The sequence below is a fragment of the Chryseobacterium sp. CFS15 genome (assembly GCF_031118795.1).
Classification (GTDB): Bacteria; Bacteroidota; Bacteroidia; order Flavobacteriales; family Weeksellaceae; genus Chryseobacterium; species Chryseobacterium indoltheticum.
The window spans coordinates 155,474-169,569 of sequence record NZ_JAVHYL010000002.1; the positions used below are offsets into that span (position 1 = coordinate 155,474).

At 31.7% G+C, this 14,096-nt stretch carries 7 protein-coding genes; 4 read left to right on the forward strand and 3 right to left on the reverse strand.

Annotated elements, in window-relative coordinates:
- Positions 1-251 precede the first annotated feature (251 nt).
- The 3 genes from OH814_RS03520 to OH814_RS03530 all read left to right on the forward strand — a co-directional run bounded on the left by OH814_RS03520 (position 252) and on the right by OH814_RS03530 (position 6,477).
- Entirely contained in the window at positions 252-4,421 is a 4,170-nt protein-coding gene (locus OH814_RS03520) for a hypothetical protein (RefSeq protein WP_308827121.1), read from the forward strand.
- 366 nt (positions 4,422-4,787) lie between these two features.
- A complete protein-coding gene (locus OH814_RS03525) occupies positions 4,788-5,228 on the forward strand; it encodes a hypothetical protein (RefSeq protein WP_308827122.1) in 441 nt (146 codons plus the stop codon).
- A complete protein-coding gene (locus OH814_RS03530; RefSeq protein ID WP_308827123.1) occupies positions 5,215-6,477 on the forward strand; it encodes a hypothetical protein in 1,263 nt (420 codons plus the stop codon). The genes OH814_RS03525 and OH814_RS03530 overlap by 14 nt, the downstream gene beginning before the upstream one ends.
- Before the next feature lie 697 nt (positions 6,478-7,174).
- Here OH814_RS03530 and OH814_RS03535 read toward each other — a convergent pair.
- From OH814_RS03535 to OH814_RS03545, 3 genes are all read right to left on the reverse strand, one after another.
- Entirely contained in the window at positions 7,175-8,050 is an 876-nt protein-coding gene (locus tag OH814_RS03535; RefSeq protein ID WP_308827124.1) for a DUF4435 domain-containing protein, read from the reverse strand.
- A 3-nt stretch (positions 8,051-8,053) separates the two neighbouring features.
- Positions 8,054-9,397, reverse strand: coding sequence for an AAA family ATPase (locus OH814_RS03540; RefSeq protein WP_308827125.1), 1,344 nt, complete (start codon positions 9,395-9,397; stop codon positions 8,054-8,056).
- A 677-nt stretch (positions 9,398-10,074) separates the two neighbouring features.
- Complete coding sequence (locus OH814_RS03545) at positions 10,075-10,362, reverse strand: helix-turn-helix transcriptional regulator (protein ID WP_308827126.1); 288 nt, start codon at positions 10,360-10,362, stop codon at positions 10,075-10,077.
- A 673-nt stretch (positions 10,363-11,035) separates the two neighbouring features.
- Between OH814_RS03545 and OH814_RS03550 the strand changes: the two genes are divergently transcribed.
- Positions 11,036-14,092, forward strand: coding sequence for a SusC/RagA family TonB-linked outer membrane protein (locus OH814_RS03550; RefSeq protein ID WP_308827127.1), 3,057 nt, complete (start codon positions 11,036-11,038; stop codon positions 14,090-14,092).
- The last annotated feature ends 4 nt before the right edge of the window (positions 14,093-14,096 follow it).

Genomic DNA, 14,096 nt, shown 5'->3' on the forward strand with positions numbered 1-14,096 from the left:
CCGTACACCACAACAATACTTCGTGTACAGAGGGTAACAACATTGAAACAGTAAACAAGCGTAGCGGAACTGGTGGTAAACCGCTATGTTCACATTGTGCTAGACTCTAATGTTTCTTTAAAGGTTAAGGCTCATCGAAAACGATGAGCCTTTTAAATTAGCATATGAATTGGTTGTTTACATAAAAATGGTAAATATTGGTTAATCAAAATCTTTAGCATATTTTAGTGATAAAATAACAATAAAACACAATGCAAAACATTGATTGGAATAATATTAGGCCACTAAATCATTCCCAAAAGAATAGCTTTGAAGAACTTGTTTGTCAATTAGCTAGAAATGACAGGTTCGAAAATGCAGTTTCATTTATCAGAAAAGGTTCTCCTGATGCAGGTGTTGAATGTTTTTGGGTTCTGAGCAATTTTAAAGAAATTGCTTACCAGGCCAAATTCTTTACTTCTCCTTTGTCATCTACCCAATGGGGTGAATTAGATAAATCTATAAAGACAGCCTTAGATAAACATTCCAATCTATGCAAGTATATTGTTTCTATACCTCAGGATCGCGCAGATGCAAGAATTGAAGGTAAAACTTCTTTTTTGGATAAATGGAATCAATCTGTACTAAAATGGAAAAATTGGGCACAAGCCCAAGGATTAGATGTGGATTTTGTTTATGAAGGTAGTTCGGAATTGTTAACCAAATTATCAATGCCAGAAAACGTAGGAAAAGCATATTTTTGGTTTAGTAAAAATGAATTTTCTAAGGAATGGTTTAACGACAATAATAGAGGGAAAGTAAAAGATCTTGGTGCAAGATATAGTGAAGAATTAAATATTTTATCTGATACAGTGAAAATATTTAAACCTATGATTTTTCCTTTGAAATTAAAAAAAAATCTATTTTCGAAATATGAGAAATTAGAATTAGATTTTAAAACCTATTTAAATCTTTCCAAACAATATCCAGAATTACATGTAGAATTGTCCAAGTTACTAGACAAATTTATAGATAAAAAAAAATTGTTGAATTCATATAATATATCTGACTTAAAACAACCAGAAATACTTAGTCATAAAATCTTAATGCAGATGGATTCATTAATAGGAAAACTCTGCGAGAAATATGCTGATGATGATATAAAAATCAATCGAATTAACAGTAAAGCCACTCTCACCGTAAAAGCTAAGCATAAAGTGACATCATCAAAAATTAGTAATTTTCTAACCACTTTAGATTCTTTTGATAAAAAGGTAGCTATAAATCCTTTTTTACTAATTGACGGAGATGCAGGTATCGGAAAATCACATCTTTTTGCAGATTTTGTTACTACAATTTATAAAAATATACCTTCAGTTTTATTGTTGGGACAACAATTTTATAGTGAAAATCTATGGTTGCAAATAAGTAATCAGTTACAAATAAATTGTACGAAGGAAGAATTTTTGGGAATTTTGAACTCGATAGGAGAGAGTTTAAATTGTCGTGTGCCAATTTTAATTGATGCTATTAACGAAGGAGGAAAGCAGATCTGGAAAGAACAACTTTCTGGTTTTGTTAATGATATCAGATCTTATCCTAATGTTGCACTAATTATTTCGATTCGTAGTACCTATATCAACTATGTCTTATCAAAAAGTAATCTAAAAGACTTTGAGAGATATACAATTGAGGGTTTCAGAAATCTGCCTGAAGTAACCAAAACATTTTTTAAGTTTTATAAAATTAATGATCTTCCTGTGCCGATTCTTAATCCAGAGTTTAAAAATCCATTATTTTTAAAGTTATTCTGCATAGGATTAAAAGATAATAACTTAGATACGCTTCCGGATGATTATGATAATATAACTGTAATCTATAATTACTACTATAAAAAGATTAACAAAGTATTAGCAGAGCGTTTAGGTTATGATCATCGGAATTTTAACTTAGTCCTTGAAGCCATATCATTGCTTGCAAATGATATGGTTAGATTTAAGACTTCTCAGTTGAGTAGAGAATTTGCAAATATAATATTAATTGAGAAATATCGATATTCCTTGCCAAATGCAGGGATGATACTCTCGGAGTTGATTAAGGAAAATGTATTGAACGAAAATATTGTTGGAAATAAGGAAATAATTTATTTTTCCTATGAAAAGTTGGGTGACTACATAATAGCTAAAAGTCTTTTAAATTTAGACTCTGAAAAAATAAAGCTTTTAGTAGAAACCGGAAAACATAACATTGATCAATCATTTAACCTATTTGAGGTAATTAATAATGATATTGCTGTCAAAGCTAATTTAGGTATTATAGAAGCTATTTCTATACTACTGCCCGAAATGTATAATTTAGAATTGTTTCAATTAAGAAAATCTACTACAGTTTTTTTAAAGCCGTTACTAAAAAGCTTACTATGGCGTAACTCGTCTACAATAAAAGATATAACTATTGATTATATTAATAAAAATAAAGAGCTAGATAAAGCAGTGGCAAGCGAATTTGTGAACACTCTACTTCAATTGTCAATTAAGCCCAATCATCGTTTAAATATATATTTTGTTGATGCACTTTTATGTCAAAAGAAGCTAACAGAAATAGATTTGATGTGGACCATTCATGTAAATAACTCTGAAGCCGGAAAAATACTTGTTAATTGGGCATTGGAAATAGCTTCATTTTCTGATCTACATTCAAAAACAAAAAATATATTTGCCATTTCTCTTTCATGGTTATTTTGTTCAACCAATCGTGAAATTAGAGATAAAGCGACCAGAGCACTAGCTAAATTGCTTCAGAATGATTATTGCATTCTTATTAATTTGATTAATAAGTTTAAAGTGGTGGATGATATTTATATTCTAGAACGTTTAGTCGGTGTTCTTTACGGCATCACTTTAAGGTTAAAAGATAAAGAAATTATCTTGGAAATTATGGAGTTTGTAAATAGTATGATTACTGCAAAAGAATTTCGACGCCATTTATTAATCGAAAATTATGTTCAAGGAATTATTAATTATGCTTCGACAAAGGGATTATCTGATAAAAATGATTATATACAACCCGATGTTACGAGTGATAAAGATCTATTTGAAGTTAAGTTAGATTCTAAATTATTTTTTAAACGACATACAGATAACATTTGTCATGATACACTTGTTAGCTATATTTCAGGAGAACATAGTTTCATTCACAAATTTCTTGGTAAAAAAGAAAATTTTAGAATTTCGAATTTTTATACTTTAGACTTCGAGTCGTTGACCAATATTGTCAATAATATAGGTAATAACGAAACTATAGAAGATATTATAAAATTAATTAAATTAAAATCAGATAGCGAATTCCTGTCTATGATTGATAATTGTAACATCGATGATGATATAGAAAATCTCTACGAACAGTTAATTAATTATGAAACTTTAAAACCAAATGATGTTTTAAATATAAAATCTTTCTTTAGTGAAGTTGCCGGCATAACTGATTCACAGTTTAATATTGATACTTTACAATATTACATTTCAAATGATGTTTTTAATATTATGGGATGGAACGACAATGATTTTAAAGAACATGATTATCCTATATTAAGTTCGAATTTCTACAAAAAAAATATTTTTAATTTACAAGAATCAATAGGTGAAAAATATATTCTTATTTCTTTTTATAAGTGGATATCTATAATATCTAGTAATTATCTAATTGCTGAAATAAACCCTTCAAAATTTAAATATAATAGGTATAAAAATCTTTGTAACTTTTTACAAGCAGACATTGATCCAACTATTTTTCTAGCAGGAAGTTTGGCGCAGAAAAATTCTTTTAATGACGCATGCGAAATTTATCCATTTAATTCAGAAGAATTGATTGATGAATGGATCTGCTTAGGTTCTGCCAATCCTGGATTTATAAAAAGAAATAATTTACAGTTTGTACAAAAATGTTTAATTATTAATTCTTCTTATGCTGTTGATTATTTAAATTATTTGACAAGTGATGAATTAATTTGGAGGGATTTTCTTTATCTAAATACTTCTCAAAGTAATTACTATTTGGGTGAATTACATTGGAGCGATGAATCTAAATCGATTCATGGGATAAGGAATAGCAGAGGTTATTTGGCTGGAATAACTTATAAATGGTCAAAGAATAATGATTTTTCTCTAAATGATGATTTGCAAATTTTAGTTCCATGTTATCAACTTTCTCAGATTTTGGATATTAGTACATTAATAGATGGTAGGTTTTATGATAAAGATGGAAGTGTTGTAGCAGTAACTACATTTTATGATAAAAATAGTACATCATTATTTATAAATAAAAAGAAATTTATTAACAAAATGAAAAGTAAAGGTTTAAATGCTTTAATATTGAAAGATTACGCTAATAGCAGAAGTAAAGCTAAAATTGTAAAAAATATTTCACTTATGCTAAATGATTAAGCATACCGAAAAAAACCAGATAGCACTACGTTTTATGAGTATAACATAACCGCAATCCTTCCAATTTGATTGAAGTTAGGAAGCATAGAAAGATGATCAGCAGTGAAAAAAGAACAATAACATATTATCATCATCATTTCAAAAATTTATTTTTCGAGATTGATTACAAATTTAATAACTGACAGTATACGAACTCCAAAGACTGGAGATTTTGAAGAACTAAATGATCCTATTAAATATTTATTTGCATTCGCAATTGAAATCGAGCAAAAGTGACTTAGTAGGGGGGGTAATAGTATCTATTACTATTTAAATTTTAATGTTTGTGTATTTTATATTTTTTTTTGTAGGTTTGATGAAACTAATATGAGAACGCATAATCTTAAATATAAATGTGAGATAGCATTGCTACATGCTGATCTAAGTGGCTTTAGAGCACAAGAGATAAATTGTTGGCGTTTTGTTTTTGATGACATTACTGATGACCGCAATTTCAAACCAGTATATCTTCTAAATATAGATCGATTTAAATTAGATTTAAAAACTAATAAAGCGATATCATCAGGATTTGCATTGTCGTTGTTTGAAAGTCCAGATGCTATAAAAGCAAAATTTATAAAATTAAATTCTAATAAGAAAAATTTTCCAAAATTAATTGGAAAAAATGCTGCTTTTGCTAAGTTACCATATTGCGGACTTAACGATGATCCATCGATTTCTGGACATTTTGATTTACACGAATTTAACGGCATTGATTTCTCAAAGCTGTTCACAATAGACAAAACAATTTTAGGTGGAAACAATTAACTCATATATACTTAATAAGACGGCATTTGATCTTCCTACTGAGGTAGCTGCTCTGTTATTTCCTGAGTATTATACCACTATTGTTTGTGCTGACAAGAATAATAATTCTTTTATTAAAGAATGGGTTGATTGTACGGATGATCAGTCTGTAAATAGATTTTTGTTTTACCAAACGACAAGAGAGCTTCTCAAAGCTTTTATAGATAAAAGAATTACTCATTTAGAATTTATTCGCAGATCTGTTTCCAATACATATTTCTTGATCGATCTTGATGAAGAGTCAAATTATCATAATGTTCTGCTCCTACGTTTTAATGAGATACCTGCAGATTATCTTCCTGAATTCGGTTTATCTCTAGAATCCGAGGATTTTGTAAGCCCAGAAATAGTTTATGATTATTTTAAATTATATGGTATAATTGACGATACAAATTATAATTTGCGTTCCAACCAATTTTCTAACTTAATAAATATTCACTTAAGAGAAGGTGAGGGGGTGGGATATGGACGTATCGATGCTGACAAACTAGGGAAAATTTTAATAGGATTTGAAGGGTTATATGAGAATTTAGCTAAAGATTATTATTTTTCTAAAAATCGTGGTACTAAAATTCCCAAAAAAATAAGCAAGCATGTTAGTGATGGAAATCTAGAATGTGAGGTAGTGATTTTTGAAGCTGCATCTTTTAATGTTATACTGAAACCAAAAGCAGATATGGATGGGTTATTTGGTGATAGCTCAAGTGATATTATTTGCGAGAGAGCATTAAACCTTATTGCAAAGAGTAAAAATATTGAGACATTTACTGAAATATCTTCTGAATTTAGTGCATATACGATGTCATCTTATTTAGATTTTGTTAATATTGTTTATGAAGAATTGATCAACATAGATATTAAGATGGAATCATATAAAAAAGAAGTTTTTAGTATTGAAAACCTGACATTCAATGAGGCTTTTAAGATAAAAACATTTTACGATCAAGATAGTGAAATTGATACGAACAAGTTCAATCTTATAGGAAATTTCACCGGTGTGAATTGCAATACAGGATATTTTTGGTTTGATTCAAATGATAAACAGAGTTATCATGGTTATCTTGATAAATTGATTAGTGATAGCGCTTATGATCTAAATTTTCATAAATTATATTTGATTACTATAGAACGGAAACTTGAAAATAAGGCAACAAAAGATTCTCCTAAGATACACGACACAATATTAGCTATATATGATTACACTGAGTAATGATGTATATATTTGCGTATAAATTAATGCGTAATGCTTCAAGTTTTTTCCAAATAATTTATCGTTAACTATTATTAAATGTTTCTGTTTATTTGCTAACTCATGTGTAACAATGTCATTAATATATAAAATGTCATCAATATCAATGAATTATTCATATATAATTGCTAAAGTTAGAAAGTCATCAACTTATTTTTTCTGGAATCATCTATAAAAAAACAATCTTTTCTACTTTTGAAATTACATAATTAATAGTAGAAACGTAAGAATTTTTGTCGATATTTCAATTAAATGAATTAATTTAAGTATATGATAAGAAGAATTGAAGTAAATGACCTAAATAATTTTTATACATATAATTTACTTTATTGAATTCGTTTGAAATTTCGTCAAATTTAAGGATTTGCTTGTAACTGTTCGGATTTAGTTGTTCTCGTCTTTCCTTTAATTTCTCTGACTGAGCTTTACTTAAACAGTAATTGTGAAATTGCATAAGCTTTTATAAATTAATCTCCTCCTCCTCTTTTTGATTTTGAATATAATACTTAGTTTGCTCAAATTTAACAAAAGCTATTTTATCTTCAACAAAAAGCTGTTTCGAAAGGTAAATAATGTGCAAGAGTTGACTGAAAAAAACTGAATGTTCTAAATATTCCTTAAATTTCGGTTAATTAAATTTTCAATTTATTAATAATAACTAACAGTTTAGTATCTCAGGAGACAGTTTTAATAAGTGATTGTAGATTTGTGTCTTGGTAAACTCTTCTTTAGAATAGGCCAATCTTAACGCTCGTTCAACATCTTCTCTCTTTATATTGGAAAAGGATGATCTACCGATAGATTTTTTAATTCCTATGACTAAAATATTAGTTAAATCATGCCCATGAACAACATCATGAATATTAAAATTTTCAAGATTTAAAGATTCTATCTCTTTCTCCATGTCTTCAATAGTTTTAGGAAGCCCTTGATTAAAGTATAATTTTAAAGTATTTAACATTTCGACATTTCCTAAAAAACTAAAGGAGTTTTTACAAACAAATTTTGTGTAATCTAATTCCTTAATTTCTTTCCCGACTGGTTTAAATTTTAAAGAATAGCTATTTTTCAAGCTTAAAATTCGAGCTTTTGCGATCGGAATTGCAATCTCAAAAATATGCTCGCGTAAAGTTCTTGTTTTTAAATCTTCTATTTTATTGACCTTTGTCTTTTGAATATATTCTCTACTAAAATCATCAAAACATAAAGATTGTATGCACATGGTTTCAACATCATGAACATCTGTTCTTAATAGATTGTTAGAAATTATAATATTACTATCCAAAAAATCGTAGTCCTTATCGATAATCGCTATGTATCTTGCAGAAGTTTTCATTCTATCAAGAATTTGTACTGCTTCAATCACTTTTTCCTTTCCATGACAAATCATAATATTTGTGTATTCGCTACTCAAAAATTTTGAATAAAACAGTTCGTCAGTTTGACCTTCAACTAAAATGTGATATCCAAAAAATGAATCCATCATAATACTATTGGCCAAAAAATTTCCATCAATATCCTCCCTTATACTCATATTTTAATCTTCTGCGTCCAATTCTGTTGTTAGGTGCCAATTACTTCCAATTACGGCAGGAGAGTGTGTAGCAATAATAATTTGCATAGGGTTTAGCTTTAAAATTTGTTCAAGATCACCTATTATTCTTTTTTGCCACGCAATATGCAATGAGATTTCTGGCTCATCCATTAATAATAATGTTCCTTTTTTAATTTTAAATAATAACTCGTAATATAAAACTAAAATGTGCTGCTCACCTGAGGATAAACTTTTTAAAGGTATGGGTTTATCATTCTTAGTAGACTCAAAATGAAAACCTTCAGTTCGTGAGATTGTAAGCTTTTTCTTTAAAAATCTTTCATTTATAATTCTTAAAAACAGTTCTATTCTATCTGCAAGTTCGTCATAAACATCGAGTTTTTGTCTACTATCTTCTATGTAGACTTGTAATACATCAATAATTTTGTCATCTTGGTCTTCATCAATAATATCTATGTGTGGCTGGTTTTGCAAGTCTAATAGACCAACTTCTTGTAATCTCTCACGTTTCTTTTCAAGGTTGCTCAAACTTTGATTCAGATCTTCTTGGCTTACATTAGTAGTTTCTTTTAGTTTTTTTATTAATCTATTAGGGTATGTTCTGTCAAGTTTAGTTGATAGCTCAGACGATTTTGCTAATTGAGCATGAATTTGTTTAACAAGATCTTCTGAATACTTTTCAACCGTATTTTTATAAGCTATTTGTCCCCTTTCTCTATAATTATACTCTTCGCTTTCTGGTGCAAAACTTAGTAATCTCTGAGTTTCAATTAAAGATACATTTAAGTGAGTGGTGAAATCTGAGTACCATTGAGGAAATATTAGATAGTCATTAAAAACATTTTCAGGAATAACATTTCTAAACTTTTCTATAATGTCTGTTGTGGAAAATCGTAAATCTGATCTTCTGTCAATCCAATCGTCGCCGTCAATTGGTCTGAAAGCGGGAGGAATATATCTAGCAAGAGTTCTTCTACTTTGCTTTAAATTTTCTTCAATTGATGAAAAGCTAATTCTGTCGACTTCTAGCCCGTTTTTTAACTGAATTAGGCTTAAGTTTTGCTCAATATTCTCATTATCTTCCTTGAGATCTTTAATAAAACACCAGCTCTCTTCATTATTAATTTCAATAATTATTTTTGAAAATTCAATATTTTCAAGTTGAAATATATCCCTATTGAGGATGGCTTTTATAATTTTTAATATAACAGTCTTTCCTAATCCATTTCTTCCTAGAATCATTGTTATATTAGATTCTTGAGAGAAATTTATTTCATGATTAAATGAATCGAATAAATTTTCAATTCTAATACTTTTTATACTCACTGCTTTAGTTTTTTCAAATATACAAAATTATCCTTCTTGTAAGAGATTTGAAAAGCTTTCCAGTTATTCTTTTCGTCCTAAAACTGCGAAAGTAATAGTCACCTCTGATGCGGTTCTATCACAGTTTCACTAGAAGATAAAACATCGAAAAAACTCCGCCTCGCAGAAGTAGACTGCCTTGAAAAGTGGTCAGCCGTTTGGAAAGAATGCAAAACAATTTACATGAGATCAAATATTTGGAAAACAAATAACTTTTATAGAAACTGATACGGACAGATATGGTAGTGCTTCTACTATTCAAAAGATAAGTCTTAAGGAAGACTAGAGGAGGAAGCTAGACAAAATAAAATTGGTTTATGACAAGATAAAAATGCCATTTCACCTTGGGAATATAGAAAACTTGAAAAAGAAAAATAGTAGCATGGAAGACAGTTTTTACAATTACACAAACTTACGTGATGAATCACAATATGATATTTTATTTACTAAAGGAGTTTATGTTAGCGATAGAACACTCGGAGAATTTAAGTTTGTGTTATACAAATTATTTGGATTCTATGTCGAAGTAACTTATGAGGTGGATCTGAATAAGATTATCAGTAAAACTGTCTTTTTAAATTCAAAAGATTAAACTATTATTTTTTAGTCTTATCAAAAACAAAAAATCCCAACTCTGGTTAAGATTTATTCTTTATTTCAATCTCTTTTATAAAATCATATTTCTTTTCACGAATAGGCTCATCAGGTAAAAAATCTTTAATAGAACATCCCAAAGCAATTGCAATCAGATTTAAACTTTTGATGTTGTATTTTGCTGTTTTCGAATGTGCTTCTATATCAGAAATGTAACTTGTGCTCTTTCCAATAGCTAAGGATAAAGAAGTTTGACTTATACCTCTTTGTTCCCTAATATCCTTAACTTTCGTAATAACGTAACGTTCAATCTCGTCTAGTGAATCGTGCATAAATACAAATTGATGCAAATTCACAATAAAAAACTAAGGACTATAGTCCTGTATTTAATAAAATTTATTATATTTGGAAAAGATTACTAAAAAAAGTAATTTTGCGATACTTCAAAGAAATATTAGAAGCTATTGCTTAGAATCTCGAACTGAAAACTGGTAATTTAAAGCAACGAGAGGATAAGTATTAAGCTCACGACCTAGGCGTGGGCTCTCTTATCTGTTGCATGGTATACCAGTACCTCAGTTCTGATATTGTAGAGTTCCATGCCGTTTTATTTTCATGCTGTCCGCTTTTTCTACAAAACAATCTAAGCCCGCTTCACCACATAGAGTATCTTGACATGATACAATAGGGTGTACAACCTATTGCGGCTTTTAAAGCTTACACGGGACAAATTTTCATTCATATTAATTAATGCTTTCCGGTGTCTTTTGGTCACTGTTCAAAGACCTCACCATGTCTTTTTTTGTAATGAAAGGCACTTAGGAAAGTTTTGTTTTCAAATACATGAATTCGGTAGTGATAATATAGAAAAAATGAAATAGCACTTCGACAGGCTACACCTGAGAAGATAGGTATTCAATAAAAAAAGCCCCTTCCCATAAGCTGACTAAAACGTTTGGGAGGAGCAATGATTATTGAATCGTTTAATTAAAACTTTACAAAACTATGAAAAAATCCTATAATAATATAGGAAGTATGGGCTTTGCCTTGATGTTAACCGTTGTTTGTGGTTCAATTCAGGCTCAGACCAAGACCATTACGGGAAAAGCTACCGTTAGGGAAGGTGATAATATAGCATTGCCTCTTTCGGGAGTTAGTGTTTCTCAAATGGGAAGTGATCAGACCGCTGTTACCAATGCTCAAGGGGTTTATCGGTTGGCGATTTCTGGAGATGATGCGACGAGGGATGGGAATGAAAGTGGGAACGTTGTTCTTGTTTTTAGGCATCCTGAATATGCGGAACAGCGTGTAGAGGTAGGGGGCAGAACTGTTGTGGATGTTAGCTTTACTACAAAGGTAAAGGTGCAGGGAATTGAAGAGGTCGTTGTTAATGCGGGTTATTATAAAGTAAAAGACAGGGAGAATACAGGCAGTATTGAGAAGGTGATTGCTAAGGATATAGGAAATCAGCCGGTTAATAATGTGCTTTCTGCTATACAGGGGAGGATGACAGGGGTGAATATAACCCAAAACTCAGGGGTTGCCGGTGGTGGCTATGATATTCAGATTCGTGGTCGTAACAGTTTGCGAACTTTACAGAACAGTGGATCAGATGGGAATCAGCCGCTGTATGTTATTGATGGTGTGCCGATAGGCAGTGCCGTGAATGCCAATTTTTCAGCCGCTGTTATTCCTTTTAAGAGCATTAATCCTCTGAACAATATTAATCCTAATGATATCGAAAGTATTGAAATTCTTAAAGATGCCGATGCTACTGCGATTTATGGTTCCAGAGGTGCCAACGGAGTTATTTTGGTCACTACCAAAAAAGGGAAGCGCGGAAATCCTACCGTTTTGCTGAATGCTACTTACGGAATGAGCAAGGTAGCCCGTCGTTTGGAAATGATGGACAGGGAGCAATATTTGAGTATGCGGAGACAGGCATTTGCGAATGCAGGGATTACTTCCTATCCCGTCAACGCTTATGATGTTAATGGCAAATGGGATCAAAGCAGATATACGGATTGGCAGAAGGAATTAATAGGGAATTGGGCAGATCAGCGGACGGTGCAGTTGAGTGTCAGTGGAGGAGGAGAGCGAAGCAGTTTTCTGATCAGTGCACAGAACAGTGACCAGTCAACGGTGTTTCCTGCAGATTTTGGTTACAAGACCAATCTTTTTAATTCCAATTTTACCTTTGAATCTGAAAATAAAAAGTTCAGTCTGACCAGCTCAAATTCTTTTTCGGCACTGACCAATAATGTCGTGCAGTCCGATTTAACGAACTTGGCATTAAATTTAAGTCCGGTTGCTCCTGCTTTATTTACACCGTCCGGTGACCTGAACTGGGAAGACAATACGTTTACCAATCCGTTGGCCAGTCTCAATGGTAGTTATAAAAATAAAACCTATCAGTTCAACCAGAATCTGAATCTGGGCTATGAGTTTTTTACTGGCTTCTCACTGAAATTAAATGCCGGGATCAACTACCAGACGCTGGAGGAGTTCTTGCTGAAACCACACACCATCTTTAATCCTTCATTGGGCAGAACTTCTAACGACTCATCTTCATCAAAAAGTAAAAATGATATTTTTACTTATATCGTGGAACCTCAGCTAAACTGGCTGAAGTCCTGGGGTGATCATGAACTGAATGTTTTGGTGGGAACTTCTTTTCAGCAAACCTTAAATAAAACATCATCCATTACCGGAACAGGGTTTGCCAGCAATGCACTTCTTGAAAATCTTGCAGCAGCAACGAATAAGAATATTCCAGCTGATATTCGAAATGAATACCGATATGCATCAATATTCGGGAGGATAAATTATCAGTATAGGAATAGATATATTATCAATATCACAGGGAGACGGGACGGTTCCAGCAGATTTGGCGTCAATAACAGATTTGCAGATTTTGGAGCAATCGGTGCTGCATGGCTGTTCAGTAAAGAGAACTTCTTAAAGGCTCAAAAATGGTTGAGCTTTGGAAAGTTAAGAGGTAGCATCGGCACCACAGGAAGTGATTTTATTGGCGATTATCAGTATCTTGATACTTACACCATCAGCAATAACCCGTACAATGGAAGTGCAGGTTTATATCCGTCTAGGCTGTATAATCCTAATTTCAGCTGGGAAAAGACTACCAAGCTGGAAGCTGCTCTTGAATTAGGGTTTCTTCGTGACCGTATTTTTTTAACCTCAGCCTATTACACAAACCGTTCATCCAATCAGCTGGTCGGAATTCCACTGCCTGGAACGACAGGATTTACTTCAATTCAGGCCAATCTTGATGCAATGGTAGAAAACAGGGGCTGGGAATTTCAGCTGAGCGCTTCTCCGATCAAATCGACGGATTGGAAATGGCAGACTTCTTTTAACATCAGTTTTCCGAAAAGTGAATTGATCTCTTTCCAGGGACTGGAAGGTTCTACCTATGCCAATACCTTCGTAGTGGGAATGCCGACCAATATTGTTAAACTATACAATTACGAAGGGATTAATCAGGCTACAGGACAGTATGTTTTTACAGATTACAATAAAGACGGTAAAATTACGTCTCCAAACGATCTGCAGGCTGTGAGGGAGCTTGGAACAAAATATTTCGGAGGATGGCAAAATGATCTGAGGTTTAAAAATGTAAGCCTCTCGTTTCTATTTCAGTTTGTGAAACAGAATAACTTTAATTATTACCGAAATATGCCGAACCCCGGAGTTCTCCTTAATAGTCCCGCAGCGTTTACCAATGTCTGGTCTGCTGATAATCCGGGAGGAATTATTATGCCTTATGACCCCGGTACAACAGCGGTTGTGAATACGCTTAACAGTAATTTTAAAAGCAGCACGGCGGCTGTCAGTGACGCCTCATTTATCAGACTGAAAAATGTTCAGCTGAATTACAGCATTCCTTTACAGGGAAGCTTTGTAAAAGAAGCAACATTTTTTGTGCAGGGACAGAATCTTTTGACCATCACCAATTATTTCGGTTTGGATCCTGAATTTATACTGAGTGGCTATCTGCCGCCTCTAAAAACTTATTCATTTGGAGTACAAGTAAAATTTTAATGAT

Excerpts from the sequence above, each read along its gene's own strand:
- OH814_RS03520 (WP_308827121.1), top strand. The coding sequence starts at position 252 with ATGCAAAACATTGATTGGAATAATATTAGGCCACTAAATCATTCCCAA.
- OH814_RS03525 (WP_308827122.1), top strand. The coding sequence starts at position 4,788 with ATGAGAACGCATAATCTTAAATATAAATGTGAGATAGCATTGCTACAT.
- OH814_RS03535 (WP_308827124.1), bottom strand. The coding sequence starts at position 8,050 with ATGAGTATAAGGGAGGATATTGATGGAAATTTTTTGGCCAATAGTATT.
- OH814_RS03545 (WP_308827126.1), bottom strand. The coding sequence starts at position 10,362 with ATGCACGATTCACTAGACGAGATTGAACGTTACGTTATTACGAAAGTT.
- OH814_RS03550 (WP_308827127.1), top strand. The coding sequence starts at position 11,036 with ATGAAAAAATCCTATAATAATATAGGAAGTATGGGCTTTGCCTTGATG.